We start from the raw sequence: 20499 nt of genomic DNA, 5'->3' as shown, positions 1-20499 counted from the left end.
ATGCAACAAGATCTCGCCCCGACCACCGGCGACGAAGTCATCCAGAATTATACGATTAACTTCGGGCCACAGCACCCTGCGGCGCACGGCGTTTTGCGTTTGGTGATGGAGCTGGATGGCGAAATCGTCGAGCGGCTTGATCCGCATATCGGCCTTTTGCACCGTGGCACCGAAAAGCTAATTGAATATAAAACCTATTTGCAGGCTTTGCCTTATTTCGACCGATTGGATTATGCTTCGCCGATGGCGATGGAGCATAGCTATGTGCTCGCGGTTGAAAAATTGTTGGATTTGGAAGTGCCACTTCGCGCGCAATATCTGCGGGTATTGTTCGCTGAAATGACGCGGATCAAAAACCACACGCTGAACATTGCGCACCACATTATCGATGTAGGGGCGATGACTCCGCCATTGTGGTTGTATGAAATCCGTGAAGACATCATGGCCTTTTATGAGCGGGCAAGCGGCGCACGCATGCATGCTGCATGGTTCCGCCCCGGCGGCGTGCATCAGGATGTGCCGCTGAAGTTATTGACCGATATCGCCGAGTGGCTTGATGATCGCATGCCGCGATTGTTTGAGGACGCGATGTCTTTGGTTGTCGACAACCGTATTTTTAAGCAACGCAATGTCGATATTGCGATTGTTTCAAAAGAAGACGCAATCAAATGGGGCTTTTCCGGTCCAATGATCCGTGGCGCAGGCATCCCCTGGGATATCCGCAAAAGCCAACCTTATGATGTCTATGACCGAATGGAATTCGACATTCCTGTTGGCACGCGTGGCGATTGCTATGACCGGTTCATGGTCCGTGTTGAAGAAGTTCGCCAATCGGTCCGCATTATGAAGCAGTGTCTGCAACAAATGCCCGAAGGTCCGGTTTGCAGCGACGACCGCAAGGTCGCACCGCCCAAGCGTGCCGAAATGAAGCAATCGATGGAAGCCTTGATCCATCACTTCAAACTGTACACTGAAGGTTTTAAAGTTCCCGCTGGCAGCGTCTACGTGGCGACAGAGAGCCCGAAAGGTGAGTTCGGCGTGTATCTGGTCGCCGACGGCAGCAATAGGCCCTATCGTTGCAAAATCCGTCCGACGGCCTTTTCGCATCTGCAAGCGATGGATTTTATGAGCCGTGGACACATGTTGGCGGATACGACCGCGATTTTGGGTGCGCTCGACATTGTGTTCGGGGAGTGTGACCGCTGATGACCCGCGAGCTTTTGTTCTTGGCATCTGCGGCGTTTGGTTCGGTCGCGTTGGTGGCGGCCTATCTCTATTTGTTTCATGCCGATGTGTCGGCAAAGGAAGTAGGTTCGACCGCCGCAGCCATGATGTTTGGCGCATATATTGGGCGGATTTGGGGACGGAAAGAAGCACATGGCTGACGCAGTAAACATCCCGGATGAGGCCGAAACCCGCGCTAAATGGGGCAGCTTTGCCTTTTCACCTGAGTATAAGGAAAAGGCCGATATGTATATCGGCCGCTATCCCGCGGGACGTCAGCAATCGGCTGTGATGGCCTTGCTTGACTTGGCGCAGCGTCAGGTTGGCGAAGAGACACAGACCCAAGGTTGGTTGCCTGTGCCTGTGATTGAGTATGTATCGAGCTATCTCGGCATGCCTTATATGCGCACTTATGAAGTTGCGACTTTTTACACAATGTACAATCTCGCGCCCGTGGGCCGCTATCATGTGCAAGTGTGCGGGACGACACCATGCATGTTGCGCGGGTCGGATGACATCATCGCGGCGTGCAAGAAGCGTGGGCTGGTAAAAGGTGCGACGACACCCGACGGCATTTTTACGCTGAACGAGGTCGAATGCATGGGCAATTGCGCGTCTGCACCGATGGTTCAAATCAACGACGATAATTACGAAGATCTCGATTATGGCAGCATGACCGCCATTCTCAACGACTTGGCCGAGGGCAAGCAGCCGAAGGTAGGCACGCAATTGCCGGGACGTCACACAGTCGAGCCTTATGGTGGTGTAACGACCTTGCACGCGATGGTGGATAAGAACCATGACTATCGGGGGGAATATTGATGTTCGCCTTAACCCCATCCAATTCCGTCGCCCCAGCGCAGGCTGGGGCCCATTACGTCTCTCAGTCTCGGACGACAGGCGAGATAGGCACCAGCCTGCGCTGGTGCGACGGGGCGTGTTCTGTTGAGTTTGGGGCATGGAACTAATGGAATTTCTTCCCCTCATCGGCATTCTCATTGCGGCTTTCGTCGCTTGGAAATTGCTCAAGGGCGTCATTAAGCTCGCCGTTATTGGTTTGCTCATCGCTGGAGCAGCTTGGTTTTTTCTTGGAGGTTTGGGCTGATGCTCGCTGACAAAGACCGCATTTTTACCAATCTATACGGCTATCAGGACTTTGCCCTGAAAGCGGCGCAAAAACGCGGTGATTGGGACAAGACTGCTGACCTGATGAAGGTCGGGCAGGACGCGATTATTGAGGAAGTGAAAGCGTCCGGCCTGCGTGGTCGTGGTGGCGCAGGCTTCCCGACGGGGATGAAGTGGAGCTTCATGCCCAAGGCGCCGACGCCCGAGCGTCCGAATTTTCTCGTCATCAACGCTGATGAATCCGAACCTGGCTCGTGCAAGGATCGTGAGATCATCCGACATGATCCACATAAGCTCATCGAAGGCGCGCTGATCGCTGGCTTCGCCATGCGCGCCCGTGCGGCCTATATCTATATTCGCGGCGAGTATATTTTTGAAGCCAAGATACTCGAAACAGCAGTCGCCGAAGCCTATGCTGCAGGCTTGTTGGGCAAGAATGCAGCGAAGTCGGGCTATGACTTTGACGTTTTCGTCCATCGCGGCGCGGGGGCCTATATCTGCGGCGAAGAAACTGCGATGATTGAAAGCCTAGAGGGCAAAAAGGGTCAGCCGCGTCTGAAACCACCATTTCCGGCAGGTGCAGGGCTTTATGGCTGCCCAACGACGGTGAATAATGTCGAAAGCATCGCGGTCGTACCGACGATCCTGCGGCGCGGTGCGGCGTGGTTCAAAAGCTTTGGTCGCGAAAACAACCATGGCACTAAGCTGTTCCAAATCTCCGGCCATGTTGAAAAGCCATGCGTTGTCGAAGAAGAAATGGGCATCCCGTTTCGGGAGCTGATCGAAAAGCATTGTGGCGGCATAAGAGGTGGTTGGGATAATCTCCTCGCGGTTATCCCGGGCGGTTCGTCGGTGCCATTGGTTCCTGCTGCAATGATGATGGATGTGCCGATGGATTTTGACGGCTGTAAAGAAGTTGGCTCTGGCCTCGGCACAGCCGCGGTCATCGTTATGGACAAGTCCACCGACATTGTACGCGCTATTTCGCGTCTTTCCTATTTCTACAAGCATGAAAGCTGCGGCCAATGCACGCCGTGCCGTGAAGGCACAGGATGGATGTGGCGCGTGATGGAAAAGATGCGCACCGGCGATGCCGACATTGGCGACATCGACACATTATACGATGTGACGAAGCAGGTCGAAGGTCACACCATCTGCGCGCTAGGCGATGCTGCGGCTTGGCCGATCCAGGGGCTGATCAAGCATTTCCGCCCAGAGATGGAGCGCCGTATTCACGACGCCAAGGGCGCCAATATGCTGGAGGCGGCGGAGTAATCATGCCTAAAGTCACCGTAGACGGATTAGAACTCGAAGTCCCTGCAGGCGCGACTGTGCTGCAGGCGTGTGAGATGGCGGGGAAGGAAATTCCGCGCTTTTGTTATCATGAACGGCTGTCCATCGCCGGCAATTGCCGCATGTGCCTCGTCGAAGTAGCCCCTGGTCCACCAAAGCCGCAGGCGTCTTGCGCTTTGCCGGCAACGGAAGGTCAGATCATCCGCACGGATACGCCAATGGTCAAAAAGGCGCGTGAAGGGGTGATGGAGTTTCTGCTCATCAACCACCCGCTAGATTGCCCGATTTGCGACCAAGGTGGCGAATGCGATTTGCAGGACCAAAGCGTTGCTTACGGTCGCGGCGCGTCGCGGTTTGAGGAAAATAAGCGCGCGGTTACCGAAAAATATATGGGGCCGCTGGTTAAAACGGCCATGACGCGTTGCATTCAGTGCACACGCTGCGTCCGCTTTGCCGAGGAAGTGGCTGGCATTGAAGAAGTTGGCGCGATCGGGCGCGGCGAAAATATGCAAATCACGACCTATCTTGAGCACGCCATGCAAAGCGAGCTTTCAGGCAATGTCGTTGATCTATGTCCTGTGGGCGCATTGACCGCGAAGCCTTATGCTTTTGAAGCGCGGCCATGGGAATTGAAAAAGACCCCAAGCATCGATGTGATGGACGCCGTGGGCACCAATATCCGTCTCGACAGCCGGGGCAGGGCCGTTTTGCGCGCATTGCCGCGCATCAATGACGATGTGAATGAAGAATGGGCGTCGGATAAAACACGCCATGCCGTCGATGGCCTGACGCACCGCCGTTTGGACAAGCCCTATATTCGCAAGGATGGGAAGCTGGTCGCAGCAAGCTGGGCTGAAGCTTTTGATGCCATCAAGCCGCATTGGACTGGTATGGCGGCGGTTCTGGCGGGTGATCAAGTTGATTGTGAAACCATGTTCGCCGCGCGTGAATTGGCTGGCGCGTCCATGCTTGAGGGCCGCCAAACTGGTCTTGCTTATGATACATCGTCGCTTTCGGCGGTGAATTTCAACACGACGATTGTCGGCATCGAAAATGCCGATGTGATCCTCTTGGTCGGCAGCGATTTGCGGCGTGAGGCACCATTGGTGAACACGCGCATTCAAAAGGCTATTCGCAAGCGCGGCGCGAAGGTTTTTGCCATCGGTCCCGTGACCGATCTGACCTATAAGGTCGAGTGGCTTGGTGATGACCTGAGCGCGCTGACCAAAGCGCCGAAGGCTTTGGCCGACGCGTTGAAGACGGCGGAACGTCCAGCGATTATCGTCGGCGGTGGTGCGCTGCGTTATGCTGGTGTCCACGGTGCGGCGTTGGCCTTTGCGAAGAAATATAAGCTGGTCCGCGCCAATGATACTGGTGGTTGGAACGGCTTCAACGTTTTGCATTTTGCCGCGGCGCGTATGGGCGGCCTTATGCTTGGATATGCGCATGACGGCGGTATCAAGACGCTGGCCATTGCGAAGCCGAAGCTGGCGTTTTTCCTTGGCGCGGATGAGGTGGATTACAGCCTGTTTGCGGATAGTTTCAAAGTCTATGTCGGTCACCATGGTGACAATGGCGCGCATCATGCCGATGTTATTTTGCCAGGCGCAGCCTATTCCGAAAAATCTGGCACATATGTAAATTTAGAAGGCCGCGTGCAACGTGGCGAGCGCGCGGTATTCCCACCCGGCGACGCGCGCGAAGATTGGGCAATATTCCGCGCTTTATCCGATGTGTTGGGCAAACGCCTGCCATTTGACAGCCTCGACGCCTTACGTGTTGAAATGGCAAAGGTCGTGCCTGCTTTGGGCGTTGAAGGCTTGGCGGATTATGGTTGGTCGGAACCATCGCTTTCGGCCGATGTCAGCGGCAAGATTGCAGATTATCCGATCAAGGATTTCTACCTGACCAACGCGATTTGCCGCGCGTCCGAAACGATGCAGAAATGCTCGGCCGAACTGGTGCATGGCACGCAATTTTTGGAGGCGGCGGAATGACATCCTTCTTCCAAAATCTCGGCATGTGTTACGAGGCCGCATGGTTCACAGCGACCATTGCAGGCATACTGCTTATTGCACTGCCATTGATGCTCGCGGTGGCGATGGTCATTTATGCGGAACGTAAATTATGGGCTGCATTCGCACTACGCCGTGGACCCAACGTCGTTGGACCTTTCGGTATTTTGCAATCCTTCGCTGATGGTTTGAAGGTGTTCTTGCAAGAAACCATCATCCCAAGTGCGTCGAACCGCGGCTTGTTCCTGATCGCGCCAATCATCACCTTCACCGTCGCGTTGATGGCTTGGGCCGTTATTCCTTTTGCTGATGGTGTAGTGCTGTCGAACATCAATGTCGGCTTGCTCTATATCCTCGCGATAAGCAGCCTTGGTGTCTATGGCGTGGTTATTGCGGGTTGGGCATCCAACTCCAAATATCCATTCTATTCGGCTATGCGCGCTGCTGCGCAGATGATTTCCTATGAAGTGTCCATTGGCTTCATCTTGATCTGCGTCGTCCTTTGGGCGGGCACGTTCAACGTCGGCGGCATAATCGAGGGGCAGCGCAATCATGTTTTCGGCTTTATTAACGCTTATGCCTTCAATCCCTTGCTATTCCCAATTGCGGTGATGTTCCTCATCAGCTCGATGGCGGAAACGGCACGTGCGCCGTTTGATTTGACAGAAGCGGAAAGCGAGCTGGTTGCCGGTTATCAAACCGAATATTCCTCTATGGCTTTCGCTTTGTTCTGGTTGGGTGAATATGCCAACGTCCTGTTAATGTGCGCGCTGAATGCTATCCTGTTTTGGGGTGGATATTTACCGCCGGTTGACTGGGCACCATTGTACGCCGTCCCAGGCATTATCTGGTTCTTTGCCAAAATCCTGCTGATGTTCTTCATCTTCGCATGGGTAAAGGCGACTGTACCGCGTTACCGTTATGACCAGTTGATGCGTCTAGGTTGGAAAGTGTTCCTGCCGATTTCGCTCTTCTGGGTATTTTTGGTGAGCGGCTATCTTATGTTCACAGGACATTTCGCATGACCACGATCGCCCATCTCATCAAAACCTTCACGTTGTGGGAATTCGTCAAGGCACACTTGCTGACCTTGAAATATTTCTTCAAGCGTAAGGCGACCATCAACTACCCGTTTGAAAAGAACCCGCTTTCCCCACGTTTTCGCGGTGAGCATGCTTTGCGGCGGTACCCCAATGGGGAAGAGCGGTGCATTGCGTGCAAGCTGTGCGAAGCAGTGTGTCCTGCCTTGGCCATTACCATCGAGTCCGAACCACGTGACGACGGCAGCCGCCGTACCACGCGCTATGACATCGACATGACTAAGTGCATTTACTGTGGTTTTTGTCAGGAGGCGTGCCCGGTTGACGCTATTGTCGAAGGTCCAAATCTCGAGTTCGCGACAGAAACCCGAGAGGAACTGCTCTATGATAAGGCCAAGCTCCTCGACAACGGCGCGAAATGGGAACGGGCAATCGCCGCGAACCTTGCCGCCGATGCACCCTATCGTTAAGGGCGCTGGCATGACTCAAGGGCTGACCTTCATCAACAGAAATATCGTCGCCCCAGCGCAGGCTGGGGCCCATTACGTCTGTCCGTCGAAAACGGGAGGTGAGATAGGCACCAGCCTACGCTGGTGCGACGCTTTGATACAATTTGAGGTGTTGGCATGATCCAACTTGTTTCTTTTTACATCTTCGCAAGCATCGTCATCGCGTCTGCCGCGATGGTTATTTTTGCCCGCAATCCGGTACACAGCGTCCTCTGGCTCATCGTGGCTTTCTTCAATGCCGCAGGCCTTATGGTACTAATCGGTGCAGAGTTCATCGCGATGTTATTAGTCATTGTCTATGTCGGCGCGGTTGCCGTGTTGTTCCTGTTCGTCGTTATGATGCTCGACATTGATTTTGCCGAATTGCGTGCAGGATTCATCAAAAATGTACCGCTTGGCTTGTTACTGGCAATCGTATTGGTGGCTGAACTGGTGCTGGGTATCGGCGCGTATCAGGCTGGTGCTGTGAAACTGGGAACGCCTGAGGCTGGGGTGGCTACCATATCGGCGACAGTACCAAATATCAAGGCAATTGGCGTCTTGCTGTATAGCAAATATGTCTTCTTGTTCGAAACGGCAGGCCTGATCCTTTTGGTCGCGATGGTTGGTGCCATCGTCCTGACACACCGCCGAAGCCACGGCACACGCGGCCAGAATATTAGCAGCCAAGTTCAGCGCCGTCCGCAAGACGCGACGCGCAATATTAATCAGCCCAGCGGGCAGGGGATTGAGTTGTGATTGGTATCGAACATTATCTCGTGGTCAGCAGCATTCTGTTCGTTATGGGCGTGTTGGGCATTTTCCTGAACCGCAAAAATGTGATCATCATTCTGATGGCGATTGAGCTCATACTGCTTGCGGTGAATATCAACCTGGTGGCGTTCAGCGTATTTTTGGGTGACCTAACGGGTCAAATCTTCGCCATGTTCGTGTTGACCGTTGCGGCAGGTGAGGCTGCGATTGGGCTTGCAATATTGGTTATTTATTTCCGCGGTCGTGGCACCATTGCTGTTGACGACGTCAACCGGATGAAGGGGTAACATCCAGTGACCGCAATCCATATCATTGTCTTCCTTCCGCTTCTTGCTGCGCTTATAGCTGGGCTTGGGCAGCGCTTCATTGGCGCGTTGGCAGCAAAGACAATTACCACCCTAGGCCTGTTTATTGCCGCATTTCTCAGTTGGCCCATTTTCATCGGTTTCCTGAACGGCACTGAAACCGCTTATGTCCAACCCGTGATGACATGGGTGCAGTCGGGTGACTTGAGCTTTGATTGGGAATTGCGCGTTGATGCGCTGACGGCTGTTATGCTCGTGGTAATCACCAGCGTATCGGCGCTCGTTCATCTCTATAGCTGGGGCTATATGGAGGAGGATCCTGATCAGCCGCGCTTTTTTGCGTATCTGTCGCTGTTTACCTTTGCGATGTTGATGTTGGTGACGGCCAATAATTTGGTGCAAATGTTCTTTGGATGGGAAGGCGTTGGCCTCGCGTCTTATTTACTGATTGGTTTCTGGTACAAAAAACCAAGCGCAAATGCCGCGGCGATTAAGGCATTTGTCGTCAACCGCGTTGGCGACCTTGGCTTCATGCTCGGCATATTTGGTATCTTCTGGTTGTTTGGCACCGTTTCTATTCCGGAAATATTGGCTGCAGCTCCTGATCAGGTTGGGTCAAGTATAGGCTTTTTGGGCCTTCGCGTTGATACCATGAGCTTGCTGTGCATTTTGCTGTTCATTGGCGCGATGGGCAAATCGGCGCAGCTCGGCCTGCACACATGGTTGCCGGACGCGATGGAAGGGCCAACGCCCGTATCGGCTCTGATCCATGCTGCTACCATGGTGACCGCTGGCGTGTTCATGGTGTGCCGTCTGTCACCCTTATTTGAAACGAGCCAGTTTGCACTCGATGTCGTCACGATTGTTGGCGCTACAACTGCGATTTTCGCCGCCACGGTTGGCCTTGTGCAAACGGATATCAAACGCGTTATTGCTTATTCGACTTGTTCGCAGCTGGGGTACATGTTCTTCGCAGCCGGCACCGGCGCCTATGGCGCGGCGATGTTCCACTTGTTCACGCACGCCTTCTTTAAGGCGTTGTTGTTCCTGGGCGCGGGGTCAGTGATCCACGCGATGCACCATGAACAAGATATGCGTTATTATGGCGGCTTGCGGAAACATATTCCGCTGACATTCTGGGCCATGATGGCGGGCACACTGGCGATCACGGGCGTAGGAATTCTGGGCGTTGGCGGTTTTGCGGGTTTTTATTCCAAGGATGCCATCATCGAGGCCGCGTTCGCGAGTGAATCAACCTATCATATGTATGGCTTTGTCATCGGCGTCATCGCGGCATTGCTCACCAGCTTCTACAGCTGGCGCTTGATGTTCCTGACCTTTTTTGGAAAGCCGCGCTGGGAACAATCCGAGCATATCCAGCACGCAGTGCATGAACATCATGAACATGACGCCCATGCCCATGCCCATGATACGTCCAGTGACGGAACGGCGGGCTATCATCCCCATGAAAGCCCATGGCCGATGCTAATACCTTTAGCATTGTTGACACTAGGCGCCGTCTTTGCAGGCTTCGTCTTCCACAATGCCTTTATCGATGCCGAGGCTGGCGCGGCATTTTGGGCAAACAGCACGCTCTATTTCAACACGCATTTGATGCATGCGATGCACGAAGTGCCATTGTGGGTAAAACTGTCGTCAACGGTGGCCATGCTCATTGGCCTGACGACAGCCTATTTCATGTATCAATTGTCAAAGGATGCGCCACAACGTCTGGCCACAACCTTTGCGCCGATTTACCGTTTCTTCCTGAACAAATGGTATTTTGACGAGCTTTACAACTTCCTGTTTGTGCGCCCCGCATTCTGGTTCGGCCGCCTGTTTTGGAAACAAGGTGATATCGGGATCATTGACCGTTTTGGCCCCAATGGTTCGGCTGCTTTAGTGTCGTTCGGCAGCAAATTGGCTGTGCGGATGCAGTCGGGTTATCTTTATACTTATGCGCTTGTGATGCTTCTTGGCTTAGTCATCGCGGTTAGCTGGATGATGGTGAGAGCATGATGAACGCCGCAGATATTCCTGTTCTTTCGATCATGCTGGCCATTCCGGTAGTCGCGGCGGCCTTGTGCCTGTTTGTCCGCGCAGAACTTGCGCGCATCATTGCACTGTCGGCGACATTATTAAATCTGGTTCTTGGTGTCCTGCTCTGGCTGTATTATGATCCCGCGGGTGCGCAGTGGCAGTTCACTGAAAGTGCTAATCTGTTCGGTCCTATTGGCTGGCGCCTTGGCATTGACGGCATTTCGCTAACGTTGATCATGTTATCGGTGTTCCTGATGCCGATCTGTATTGGTGCAAGCTGGACATCTATTCAGAAACGCGTCGGCGAATATATGGCGGCGTTTTTGCTGATGGAAACGCTGATGATTGGTGTTTTTGCGGCGCAGGATTTGTTGCTGTTTTACATCTTCTTTGAAGCTGGCCTAATCCCAATGTATCTCATCATTGGCATCTGGGGCGGGCAGGACCGCATCTACGCATCGTACAAATTCTTCCTTTACACTTTGCTTGGTTCACTCGTGATGCTGATCGCGATGTTGTGGATGATCCAATTTGCCGGGACCGCGGATATCCCCACCCTGTTGAACACGGATTTCCCTGCAGAAGCCCAGAAATGGCTATGGTTCGCCTTTTTCGCATCCTTTGCGGTAAAGATGCCCATGTGGCCCGTGCACACTTGGTTGCCTGACGCCCACGTGCAGGCCCCGACCGCTGGTTCGGTCATTCTGGCGGGCGTCTTGCTCAAAATGGGCGGCTATGGCTTCTTACGTTTCTCTTTGCCGATGTTCCCGGAGGCGAGCGCCGACTTCATTCCGTTGGTCTTTGGCCTGTCGATGGTCGCGGTGGTCTACACCTCGCTTGTTGCCTTGGTGCAGCAAGATATGAAAAAGCTCATCGCTTATTCGTCGGTCGCGCATATGGCGATTGTGACCGTTGGCCTGTTCACCTTCAATCAACAAGGCATCGAAGGCGCGATCATCGTGATGTTGAGCCATGGTCTCGTGTCCGGCGCGCTCTTCTTATGCGTCGGCGTCATCTACGACCGCCTGCATACGCGTGAGATCAGCCGTTATGGCGGCCTCAGCGTCAACATGCCTAAATATGCCTTATTGTTCATGCTGTTTACTATGGCGAGTGTTGGCTTGCCCGGTACCAGCGGATTTGTGGGTGAGTTTTTGAGCCTCGCCGGCGCGTATAAGGTTTCTACCTGGGCTACATTCATTGCGACCACGGGTATTATCCTTGGTGCTGGCTATATGCTGTATCTTTACCGCCGCATTGCATTTGGGCCACAGGTCAATGCCGATGCCGCTGCGATGTCGGACGTCAATGGTCGTGAAATGTGGCTTTTGGCGCCTATTGCTGTCGTAGTTTTGTGGATGGGTGTTTACCCTGAAACATTCCTCGCACCCATCCGCCGCGATGTGGCAACGATTGTCGCCCGCATTGAACGCGCTGCACCGGTTGGTGACAGCAAGCTGAAATTAGTCGACCCAACAACCGCGCGTTACCGCGTTGTGCATGATGCAGAAAAAAACATGGCTGAGGGGAGCCATTGATAATGGAACTGAACGCTTCTCTCGCATTACTCCGTCCGGAAATCATCTTGACCTTCTCTGCGCTCGCGTTGCTGCTTTTGGCTGCGTGGCGTGAACAGGCCGGACGCTTGATCAGTATATTAGCGGTGACGGCGCTTGGTGCAGCCGCTGCATTTGTAATCATTTCAATGATGAGTGCCACTGATGCATCGGCTTTTGATGGTCTTTTAATCAATGATGCATTTGGCAATTTTTCAAAGATACTGATCTTCATCGCGGCTGCAATCTCCTTGATGATTGCGCCACGCTTCCTGGAAAATGCCGGTGCCATGCGCGCCGAATATCCAGTGCTTATCTTATTGTCCTGCATCGGCATGGGCGTGATGGTGTCTGCAACGGACCTGATTTCTCTCTATATCGGGCTAGAGCTGCAGAGCTTGTCCGCTTATGTCCTTGCAAGCTTTGTACGCTCTGACGGCCGCTCCGCCGAAGCTGGGCTTAAATATTTCGTCCTCGGCGCCTTGGCCAGTGGGATGCTCTTGTTCGGTGCATCGTTGGTATATGGCTTTGCTGGATCGACAAGCTTTGCGGCTATCGGTGAAGCCATGGATACTGAGGTTGGCTTGGGCTTGATCTTCGGCATCGTTTTCATTCTTTCGGGTCTTGCGTTCAAGATAAGCGCTGCACCATTCCACATGTGGACACCGGATGTGTATGAAGGCGCACCAACACCCGTCACCGCATTCTTTGCCAGCGCACCAAAGGTGGCCGCAATTGCGTTGACCATCCGCATCGTGCTGGAGGCATTTGGCTCGCAAATATTGGTGTGGCAGCAGATCATTATTGCGGTCGCGTTAATGTCGATCATCATCGGCGCCGTTGGCGCCATTGGTCAGCAAAATCTGAAACGCCTGATGGCTTATAGCTCGATCAACAATGTTGGTTTCATTCTGATTGGCCTTGCCACTGGGACGGTGCAGGGAATTTCTGCTATGCTGGTCTATCTGGTCATCTATGTTGCCATGACTTTAGGCAGCTTTATCTGCTTGATGCAGTTAAAGGATAAAGACGGCGGTTATCGGGAAGAGTTTGCCGATATTTCGGGCTTATCAAAGACGCGGCCCGCGCTTGCTGCGGCTTTGGCTATTTTCATGTTCAGCCTTGCCGGTATTCCGCCATTATTCGGTTTCTGGGGCAAGCTTGTGGTGTTTAACGCCGCGGTTGCTGCTGGCTTGCTGCCTCTGGCCGTCATCGGCATTACAGCATCGGTGATTGGTGCATTTTATTATCTGAAGGTCGTCAAAGTCATGTATTTTGATGATGCGGCGGATGTGATTGTCGAAAGCGATGATAAGGTTCTTGTCTGGACCGGCGGCGTTTTGGCTGCTGCAAATTCACCTATCGGCTATTTGGCGATACCTGCGCTTGGCCTCTGGACGGCTTATGCCGCGAGGGCGCTGTTCTGACACCCATCTTTGAAGAAGTCGCGCTCACTGGGTCAACGAACGCGGATCTCCTGATACGGGCGTCGCAAGGCGCTCCCGAAGGGCTATGGCTTCGTGCCGACGCGCAAGATGGCGGCCGAGGGCGTCTTGGCCGTATTTGGGAAAGCCCCAAGGGCAACCTCTTCACCAGTGTTATTGTGCGCTTGCGCGATACGGACCCATCGCCCGCGGGGCTGGCTTTTGTAACTGCCGTTGCTGCATATGACGCTATCCGACTTATGGCACCGCAAGTGGATATATTCCTCAAATGGCCCAATGACATTCTGACGCATGATGGTTCGAAATTATGCGGGATATTGTTGGAACGCGAGTCTGACGCTGTGGTGGTGGGCATTGGCCTGAACCTTGCCTGGCACCCGCAAAATTTGGAGCGCAAGGTATCCGATCTGCGGACACTCGGCGCGACTCCGCCAGATGCCCAAACGGCACTGGAGATCGTGGCCGAAGCGTTCGCACGCTACCTCAATGTCTGGCGGCAGTCGGGGCTGAGTGCTATCGTCCGGTACTGGGAGGCGAACGCCCACCCTCGCGGTACAGCCTTGTCGGCGAAACTCCCTGATGGCGAACAAGTCGATGGTCTATATGCTGGGCTAGACGACGACGGTGCGTTGCAGCTTCGCTTGGCGGATGGTTCAATTCGTGCCATTCACGCAGCCGATGTTTTTCTAATCTAGCAGGGAACAGCTATGCTTCTCGCAATTGATACAGGTAACACCAATGTGAAATTTGCATTGGTCAATGACGCTGGCGAAATAGTGCAGCGATGGCGCATTGCGACCGATGCACGGCGCACGGCAGATGAATATGCGGTTTGGTTGGATCAGTTGATTCAGATGGCTGGGTTTCGCCGCACAGATATAAAAGCGGTTATCATTGCCACGGTCGTTCCGCGCGCCTTGCACAATCTGCAGTTGCTGGCGACACGCTATTTTGGAACTGAAGCCTTGGTTGCCGGACGCGGGGCTGTTGGTTGGGGTATTCCATTGCATGTTGCGGAACCGCATGCCGTTGGCGCTGATCGCGCTGTGAACGCCATTGCCGCGCAATCATTGGCCGAAGGGCACAAGGTCGTCATCAGCTTTGGTACAGCCACAACATTTGATTATATCGGACCTGATGGTTCCTATCGCGGTGGCAGCATCGCGCCGGGCGTCAACCTTTCACTCGATGCGCTCTATGCCGCGGCAGCGATGTTGCCACGAATTGCAATTGAACCACCACCAAATGATAGCGTCATTGGCACAACGACTGTTGGACAAATGCAGATTGGCATCTATTGGGGCTATGTGGCGATGATCGAAGGGATCCTCGCACGGATGAAAGCTGAAATTGGCGAACCATTATCGGTCATTGCAACCGGTGGTTTGGCTATCTTGTTTCAGCAACATGGCCATTTATTTGACCGGATAGAGCCCGATTTGACGCTGCAGGGGCTGGCGCTTTTATACAGGAATAGAGACATTAACTCATGACGACCCCAAAAAATGAACTGCTTTTCCTCGCCCTTGGCGGGTCCAACGAAATTGGGATGAACGTCAATTTATACGGTTGCGAGGGCAAGTGGGTGATGGTCGACTTGGGCCTGACATTCGCGAATTCCGAATATCCCGGAATTGATCTTGTTCTGCCTGATCTGGAATTTATTGAAAAGCGCAAGAAGGACCTTCTGGGCATTGTGCTGACCCATGGCCATGAAGATCATATCGGCGCAGTTGCCTATTTTGCTGCCGACTTGGGTGTGCCACTTTATGCCACACCGTTCACGGCGACCCTCATTCGGGGCAAGTTGGAAGAAGAAGGCATCGCTGACATTGTGGAGCTTAACGTGATCCCGATGGAAGGTGCGTTTTCCTTGGGTCCGTTTGATTTCAAATTCGTCACCTTGGCGCACTCCATATTGGAGATGAGCGCCTGCCTGATCACCACGCCTTATGGAAAGATTTTCCATACAGGCGACTGGAAACTGGATCCAAGCCCTGTATTAGGTACGCCGTCGACGCAAGAGGCACTGACCGCGATTGGCGACAGCAATGTGTTAGCGATGGTGTGTGATTCCACCAATGTGTTCAATCCTGAAACCAGCGGTAGCGAAGGCAGCGTTAAAGATGACCTGCTGAAGTCTGTAAAGGCAGCCAAGGGCAGGGTTGTTGTCACAACCTTTGCCTCTAATGCCGCGCGGTTGCAGACTTTGGCCGATGTAGCGCGCGAAAGCGGGCGCACCTTATGTTTTGCAGGGCGCTCGCTTCACCGGATTATTGAAGCAGCGCAGGCCAATGGTTATTTGAACGACATGCCTAAGACGGTGGATATGGAGCGCGTTGACAGCCTTCCACGACGCGACGTTATGGTGGTCGCGACTGGCGGGCAGGGCGAAGCGCGTGCCGCTTTGGCGCGCATATCCGAGGGCAATCACCCGGTGAAGCTGCAAGAAGGCGACACGGTGATTTTCTCGTCCAAGCAGATACCGGGCAATGAAATTGCCATTGGTGTGATCATGAACAAGCTTGCGGAACGTAACATCCTGACAGTGACCGAAAAGCAAGCACATGTGCATGTCTCCGGCCACCCTGGGCAACCGGAACTTGCCGCTCTTTATGACTGGGTTCGGCCTGAAATTCTTATTCCCGTCCATGGCGAACGCCGTCATATGGCTGAACAGGCGCGTTTTGCGCGGGCGCATGGCGTTCCCAAATCGGTCGTTCAATCCAATGGCGATGTGGTGCGGCTTGCGCCGGGAGAGCCAAAAATCATCGGCAAGGAACGCACTGGCCGCTTGATACTCGATGGAGACACCATCATCGCTGCGGACGGCGCGACATTGAACGAACGCCGTCGCCTGTCATGGTATGGCCTGATTTCCGTTGCCTTTGCATTAGATGCTAAAGACCGCATGCTGGGCTACCCCGAGATTCGTTTGCACGGTGTGCCGATTGAAGAAGATCTTGAGGATTTTCTTGAAGAAGCCACGGCGGCTGCTGTTAAAGCGGTAAAGGACCATCGCGGTGATTATGACAAGTTGCGTGAAACTGTGCGTTTGGCTGTGCGCCGTGTTGCGGTAAGCTGGACGGGCAAGAAACCGATCGTTGATATTTTGATAGTGGAGACCGCATGACCTGGACCTCGATTATTGCCATTTACCTCCTGTTCTGGGTGATGACGGCGTTCGTCATCTTGCCCATCGGGGTGCGCACGCATGACGAACTCGGCCTTCCAAAGACACCTGGCCAAGCGGATAGCGCGCCAGGTAATTTTCAGCCACGGAAAATACTGCTGAGAACGACACTGCTGTCGGCAGCCTTGTTTGCTCTATATTATGCTAATTACAGCTTTGACTGGGTCAATCGCGACAGTTTTGACGGATTGTTTAACCCGCCAGTCTAAAGCCAAGGCCTATTTACGAAGCCGCTCAATGGCCTGTGCCAACGCAACGTAAAGCTTGCCAATATCGGACGATAGCAAGGTAACGCCAATCGCGTTGCCATCGCGCGTGCTGAGCAACAGGCGCATAATGCCTTCAAAGTCGTGCACATAACGGTTTACATGTTCGCGGAAGGCGCTGTCATCGCCATAATGCTTGGCAATGATCTTTGCCTCACGCGAATCCAGCAAGCGCACGGCGCGACGGGTAAACACGCCACGATCGCCCCTTAAATAAGCTGCCCAAGCGGTGTCGGTTACGTCGTTGGACAATATTTTGGTGACGTCGATAGCGGTGGAGTTCAAAGATTCGGTCAAAACCACCATGCGCCGGGCAAAGCTCTCATCCTGCACCGATTCAAAGCTGTTAACGGTATCCGCAATTCGGCTTTCAAGTGTCGTCGTCATTTCATTGAGTTCGCCGAGTTGCTTGGCGACCAAGGAAGATGCGGTTTCGGACAATGCGATGTTACGCGAGATCGCTTCTTGCACTGCTTCATTCATCGACGCGACCTGCGCGTCCAATGCATTGGCCAATGCGACACGGTTTTGTTCGGTCAATTGATCGGCGATATGCGCCAGTTCTTCGTCGAGGATCTTGCGGCTGTTTTCTGCGGCAGCGCGCGTTGTTTCGCGCACGCGCAACAAAGATGTAACCAAGCTGCCATTTGCCTCATCTGACATATCCCGCAGTAAAGCCTGCGTTTGCTTCAGCGCAGCACCAAGGGCGTCCGCTTGCTCATGGCGTGCGGCAAAATGTGCATCGCTCTCGGCCATCAGTGCGCCAACCGCGTCATGTTGAGTGGCGATTACTTGCTCAATCTTGTTAAGCTTTTCCAGCGTTCCGTCGCTGATATTGTTGAGGGATTCCGCGGCGGCAAGCGCTGCGTTCACTTGCTCTATGCCTTGGGTCATGCGCGCGTTTACGCTGTCCATGGCGGCGGGAATCTTATGACCAATCTCTAGATTTGCCGTGCTGAGCGATCCTATTAATAGCTCCGATTGATCCAGTAAGTTGGCGGTGGTCAATTGGTTATCGGACAGGGCGCTTCCTACTGAACGGGTGCTTTCGCCCAAAGCCGACACCGCAAGCGCGAGCTTTGCCGTTTGATCGCTGGCTGCGCGGTCAATCTCTGAAATCTGCGCTGCACTGCTCTGAATATGCGTGCTAATATTCGCAATCATAGCCTGAATACGCGCTTCTTCCTGACTGGATTGAGCTTCAATATTACCCAAGGCCCGACGTAAATCGGCAAGGTTAGACAGGATCTTTGCGTTGCTGCGGGTAATGAGCGCGTCGATATCGCTTGATGTCTGCGCGATGCCATTGGAAATCGTCTGTGCGGCCTTGTCCATAAGCGTGGCCATTTCAGTGCTCCGGCCAAGTGCGTCGGCGCTTTTGTCGTCAAGCAGCTGCACACTGTTGCCCAGCGACTGCTCGAGCCGGACGGACAAGGCATCAGCGCGCGTTTCGACATTTTCGACATATTCGCTTACCGACTTGCCTGCTTCACTTACGCGTTCAAGGGCAGCAATCAGCGCCTTAATCTGAACCTGCGCATCATTGCCAGCGCTTCCAATCTGGTTACTAACATCTTTCGCGGCGCTGGTCACAACGGGCAAATGTTTGCGGAGCTGTTCCAAATTTGTATTGGCCGCGTTGCTCACCGACTCCAGTGTCTTTGCCTTTTCATCGCTATCGGCAAGAGCCGCCGATAGCATTTGTGCAGAGTCGACAAGGTTTTTGGAAGACTGGCGCCCTAATGTTTCCAGTTCGCGTGCATTTTGCGATAAAAATTGACGTGCGAGCGATATTTCTTCGTTCACCGTCCGCATCCGTAATGCCAACGCATCACTCTCGGCCCGCAACATGCTCGCGACCTTGCCAAAGCGTAATGCTTCTCGGCTGCTGTTACGCATGGAAAGCAACCACATCACCGCAACTAAAAGCGTGGGAATGGCCCATGTCACGATCAGCGTGATGATCCGATCATTGGTCATGCTGAATTGCGCTTCAGACCAATAGGTCATGCCAAAAAATGTCGACCATCCTGCAAACGCGATCAACAAGAGGGCAGGGGTAAGATATCGTCCAGCACCCACGCGGTGCAGCACTTCGTCGGCAATATCATAATCATCCACTGCATGATCATCTTCGGCAGCGCCGTCCCCATGGCTGCTGACGGGCGGTACAGCCGTTTCGGGATCGGTTTCAGTGATTTCGCGGTTCAGGCCGACGATTTTGTTGCGTGTAGTCATAAAGGCCTATTTAACACATTATTTGGCGAGAGAAACGCAAACTTATCAAATTTCAGAACCGGAAATGAAATGACCGTCGGCTAAGGCGAATTTAGCGCCGGCGATGACAAAGTGATAATCGTAATTGAACATTTTAGCGCCTGTGTATCGGCAGGCATCTCATATTTCTGTTGGCAAAACGGCGTTAACATTCATATCGGAATCATGCTCTCTGTTAGAAATCCGAATTTACCTACAATTGCTTTGCTCTCGGCCGCGGGCGACAATGGCGTTGAGGAGGATGCGCCAAATGGTGTCCGGCGTCCCGACTTGGCCGGCCTGTCCTTGATTGAGTATCAGATAATGATGCTTGCGCGTGCCGGTATCCAACGGTTCTTAATTGAAGTGGAAAATATTGACGGTTCGTTAATCGCGCTGGCCGACCGTTGCCGCTTGCGCAAAATGACCGTCAATTTTGTCCAAACGGGCGTGGATATCCTGCGCCACATCGATGCCGAAGACCGCATATGGGTGCAATCTGGACAATTATATGTGCAGCTGGGTTTGATTGAGACACTTCTCAAATTCACCGACAATTTCATCGCAACAATCGATGGCCGAGACGAAAATCGCGCGTTTGAACGTATAGATATCAATACGCGCTGGGCCGGTGTCTCGGTTGTTGGATATGACGCTATTTCTATGCTCCGGGACTTACCCGAAGATTGGAGCATCATATCATCGCTACTTCGGCAGGCCTTGCTGGCAAAAGTCCCGTTTCGTCCTTTGTCGCAACAGCATGTTCAAAATGGTACGCTGACCGTGTTGACGGGCGCGCAAGACTTTTCAGAACTCAATCGCCAAATACTCCGGCGTCGTGTGGCCCACAGGGCAGGCTATATTGAAGCATATGTGTTTGGACCGATTTTTGCCCGCATCGTTCCACTTATCTGGCAAAGCCCGGCAGCGGTGACCGTGACCAAATTCGCAAGCCCAATGCTAGCGTTGGCGGCGGTTGCATTGGGCTTTGGAAACTTTGCCACAGCAGCATGTGTTGCGGCATTATTGTCTATCGCGGCGAACGCGCTACGTTTGACGGTGACAGATGACCCAGATGGCAGTGACCACGTGCAAAGCCTGTCTGTTGTCACATGGGCACTGATCATATTGGCCATGTTCAGCAGCGTTTATGCGGCGGCGTCTTATAATGACAATGGCCTATTCGCGGCGTTTGCCGTGGCTTCGCTCGCTTATCTGGCCGACAAAATGGCGATTACTGGCTGGGCGAAACAAGTTTTGCATTCACCCGCCTCTTTGGCGTTACTTGCTATCATTGGGGCCGCGACTGTTGGGATAACGGCGGCATTACAATGGTTGATGGTATTGCAGTTAAGCGTCCTGATTATCGCAAGCATGCAGCGCGATGCCGAAGGGCAAGCGTCCAACTAAATTGAAAGCGTTATTTACGCCCTATCAAGCCAGATTTGTTTGTAGAAGGCGAAGGCGCAATCTTTACGC

At 53.4% G+C, this 20499-nt stretch carries 19 protein-coding genes; 18 read left to right on the top strand and 1 reads right to left on the bottom strand.

Annotation, left to right across the window (positions count from 1 at the left end; translation table 11 throughout):
- From ACILP4_RS06135 to ACILP4_RS06055, 17 genes are all read left to right on the top strand, one after another.
- Complete coding sequence (locus ACILP4_RS06135; RefSeq protein ID WP_395619882.1) at positions 1-1206, top strand: NADH-quinone oxidoreductase subunit D; 1206 nt, start codon at positions 1-3, stop codon at positions 1204-1206.
- A complete protein-coding gene (locus tag ACILP4_RS06130; RefSeq protein ID WP_395619858.1) occupies positions 1206-1385 on the top strand; it encodes a hypothetical protein in 180 nt (59 codons plus the stop codon). Before ACILP4_RS06135 ends, ACILP4_RS06130 begins: the two co-directional genes overlap by 1 nt.
- Complete coding sequence (locus ACILP4_RS06125) at positions 1378-2046, top strand: complex I 24 kDa subunit family protein (protein WP_395619857.1); 669 nt, start codon at positions 1378-1380, stop codon at positions 2044-2046. The genes ACILP4_RS06130 and ACILP4_RS06125 overlap by 8 nt, the downstream gene beginning before the upstream one ends.
- A gap of 145 nt (positions 2047-2191) precedes the next feature.
- Positions 2192-2329, top strand: a complete 138-nt coding sequence (locus ACILP4_RS06120) for a hypothetical protein (protein ID WP_185739784.1) — start codon at positions 2192-2194, stop codon at positions 2327-2329.
- On the top strand, positions 2329-3624 hold the full coding sequence (nuoF, locus tag ACILP4_RS06115; RefSeq protein ID WP_395619856.1) for an NADH-quinone oxidoreductase subunit NuoF: 1296 nt from the start codon (positions 2329-2331) through the stop codon (positions 3622-3624). The genes ACILP4_RS06120 and nuoF overlap by 1 nt, the downstream gene beginning before the upstream one ends.
- A 2-nt stretch (positions 3625-3626) precedes the next feature.
- The gene (gene nuoG, locus ACILP4_RS06110; protein ID WP_395619855.1) at positions 3627-5639 is read left to right on the top strand and encodes an NADH-quinone oxidoreductase subunit NuoG; all 2013 of its coding nucleotides are present in this window, start codon (positions 3627-3629) and stop codon (positions 5637-5639) included.
- Positions 5636-6682, top strand: a complete 1047-nt coding sequence (nuoH, locus tag ACILP4_RS06105) for an NADH-quinone oxidoreductase subunit NuoH (protein WP_395619854.1) — start codon at positions 5636-5638, stop codon at positions 6680-6682. The genes nuoG and nuoH overlap by 4 nt, the downstream gene beginning before the upstream one ends.
- Positions 6679-7167 carry an NADH-quinone oxidoreductase subunit NuoI gene (gene nuoI, locus ACILP4_RS06100; protein ID WP_395619853.1) on the top strand — a complete coding sequence of 163 codons (489 nt, stop codon included), beginning with the start codon at positions 6679-6681 and terminating at the stop codon, positions 7165-7167. Before nuoH ends, nuoI begins: the two co-directional genes overlap by 4 nt.
- Before the next feature lie 156 nt (positions 7168-7323).
- Entirely contained in the window at positions 7324-7944 is a 621-nt protein-coding gene (locus ACILP4_RS06095) for an NADH-quinone oxidoreductase subunit J (RefSeq protein WP_395619852.1), read from the top strand.
- On the top strand, positions 7941-8246 hold the full coding sequence (nuoK, locus tag ACILP4_RS06090) for an NADH-quinone oxidoreductase subunit NuoK (protein WP_125230259.1): 306 nt from the start codon (positions 7941-7943) through the stop codon (positions 8244-8246). Before ACILP4_RS06095 ends, nuoK begins: the two co-directional genes overlap by 4 nt.
- A 6-nt stretch (positions 8247-8252) precedes the next feature.
- Positions 8253-10283 (top strand): NADH-quinone oxidoreductase subunit L, encoded by a 2031-nt coding sequence (nuoL, locus tag ACILP4_RS06085; protein ID WP_395619851.1) that lies wholly within the window; start codon positions 8253-8255, stop codon positions 10281-10283.
- The gene (locus ACILP4_RS06080) at positions 10280-11842 is read left to right on the top strand and encodes an NADH-quinone oxidoreductase subunit M (RefSeq protein ID WP_395619850.1); all 1563 of its coding nucleotides are present in this window, start codon (positions 10280-10282) and stop codon (positions 11840-11842) included. The genes nuoL and ACILP4_RS06080 overlap by 4 nt, the downstream gene beginning before the upstream one ends.
- A gap of 2 nt (positions 11843-11844) precedes the next feature.
- Positions 11845-13287: an NADH-quinone oxidoreductase subunit NuoN gene (gene nuoN, locus ACILP4_RS06075; protein ID WP_395619849.1), complete on the top strand. Its 1443-nt coding sequence runs from the start codon at positions 11845-11847 to the stop codon at positions 13285-13287.
- Positions 13185-14000, top strand: coding sequence for a biotin--[acetyl-CoA-carboxylase] ligase (locus ACILP4_RS06070; RefSeq protein WP_395619881.1), 816 nt, complete (start codon positions 13185-13187; stop codon positions 13998-14000). The genes nuoN and ACILP4_RS06070 overlap by 103 nt, the downstream gene beginning before the upstream one ends.
- A 12-nt stretch (positions 14001-14012) precedes the next feature.
- Positions 14013-14798: a type III pantothenate kinase gene (locus ACILP4_RS06065; RefSeq protein ID WP_395619848.1), complete on the top strand. Its 786-nt coding sequence runs from the start codon at positions 14013-14015 to the stop codon at positions 14796-14798.
- A complete protein-coding gene (locus ACILP4_RS06060) occupies positions 14795-16438 on the top strand; it encodes a ribonuclease J (RefSeq protein WP_395619847.1) in 1644 nt (547 codons plus the stop codon). The genes ACILP4_RS06065 and ACILP4_RS06060 overlap by 4 nt, the downstream gene beginning before the upstream one ends.
- Positions 16435-16707: a DUF1467 family protein gene (locus ACILP4_RS06055; RefSeq protein WP_395619846.1), complete on the top strand. Its 273-nt coding sequence runs from the start codon at positions 16435-16437 to the stop codon at positions 16705-16707. Before ACILP4_RS06060 ends, ACILP4_RS06055 begins: the two co-directional genes overlap by 4 nt.
- 9 nt (positions 16708-16716) lie before the next feature.
- Here ACILP4_RS06055 and ACILP4_RS06050 read toward each other — a convergent pair whose 3' ends face one another.
- The gene (locus ACILP4_RS06050) at positions 16717-19002 is read right to left on the bottom strand and encodes a hypothetical protein (RefSeq protein ID WP_395619845.1); all 2286 of its coding nucleotides are present in this window, start codon (positions 19000-19002) and stop codon (positions 16717-16719) included.
- Between the two features lie 204 nt (positions 19003-19206).
- Here ACILP4_RS06050 and ACILP4_RS06045 point away from each other — a divergent pair, with 204 nt between their 5' ends.
- Positions 19207-20430: a hypothetical protein gene (locus ACILP4_RS06045; protein WP_395619844.1), complete on the top strand. Its 1224-nt coding sequence runs from the start codon at positions 19207-19209 to the stop codon at positions 20428-20430.
- Positions 20431-20499 lie beyond the last annotated feature (69 nt).

Origin of the sequence: Sphingorhabdus sp. (assembly GCF_044239045.1) — a bacterium.
Classification (GTDB): Bacteria; Pseudomonadota; Alphaproteobacteria; order Sphingomonadales; family Sphingomonadaceae; genus Sphingorhabdus_B.
Note: the sequence above shows the minus strand (reverse complement) of the source record. Positions and strands in the feature narration are given on the sequence as shown.

What these genes read in the sequence shown, in the direction of transcription:
- nuoF (WP_395619856.1), top strand. Translation starts at nt 2,329, where the DNA reads ATGCTCGCTGACAAAGACCGCATTTTTACCAATCTATACGGCTATCAG.
- ACILP4_RS06055 (WP_395619846.1), top strand. Translation starts at nt 16,435, where the DNA reads ATGACCTGGACCTCGATTATTGCCATTTACCTCCTGTTCTGGGTGATG.
- ACILP4_RS06130 (WP_395619858.1), top strand. Translation starts at nt 1,206, where the DNA reads ATGACCCGCGAGCTTTTGTTCTTGGCATCTGCGGCGTTTGGTTCGGTC.
- ACILP4_RS06080 (WP_395619850.1), top strand. Translation starts at nt 10,280, where the DNA reads ATGATGAACGCCGCAGATATTCCTGTTCTTTCGATCATGCTGGCCATT.
- ACILP4_RS06065 (WP_395619848.1), top strand. Translation starts at nt 14,013, where the DNA reads ATGCTTCTCGCAATTGATACAGGTAACACCAATGTGAAATTTGCATTG.
- ACILP4_RS06120 (WP_185739784.1), top strand. Translation starts at nt 2,192, where the DNA reads ATGGAATTTCTTCCCCTCATCGGCATTCTCATTGCGGCTTTCGTCGCT.
- ACILP4_RS06045 (WP_395619844.1), top strand. Translation starts at nt 19,207, where the DNA reads ATGCTCTCTGTTAGAAATCCGAATTTACCTACAATTGCTTTGCTCTCG.
- nuoG (WP_395619855.1), top strand. Translation starts at nt 3,627, where the DNA reads ATGCCTAAAGTCACCGTAGACGGATTAGAACTCGAAGTCCCTGCAGGC.
- ACILP4_RS06050 (WP_395619845.1), bottom strand. Translation starts at nt 19,002, where the DNA reads ATGACTACACGCAACAAAATCGTCGGCCTGAACCGCGAAATCACTGAA.
- nuoN (WP_395619849.1), top strand. Translation starts at nt 11,845, where the DNA reads ATGGAACTGAACGCTTCTCTCGCATTACTCCGTCCGGAAATCATCTTG.
- ACILP4_RS06135 (WP_395619882.1), top strand. Translation starts at nt 1, where the DNA reads ATGCAACAAGATCTCGCCCCGACCACCGGCGACGAAGTCATCCAGAAT.
- nuoI (WP_395619853.1), top strand. Translation starts at nt 6,679, where the DNA reads ATGACCACGATCGCCCATCTCATCAAAACCTTCACGTTGTGGGAATTC.
- nuoH (WP_395619854.1), top strand. Translation starts at nt 5,636, where the DNA reads ATGACATCCTTCTTCCAAAATCTCGGCATGTGTTACGAGGCCGCATGG.
- ACILP4_RS06060 (WP_395619847.1), top strand. Translation starts at nt 14,795, where the DNA reads ATGACGACCCCAAAAAATGAACTGCTTTTCCTCGCCCTTGGCGGGTCC.
- ACILP4_RS06095 (WP_395619852.1), top strand. Translation starts at nt 7,324, where the DNA reads ATGATCCAACTTGTTTCTTTTTACATCTTCGCAAGCATCGTCATCGCG.
- ACILP4_RS06125 (WP_395619857.1), top strand. Translation starts at nt 1,378, where the DNA reads ATGGCTGACGCAGTAAACATCCCGGATGAGGCCGAAACCCGCGCTAAA.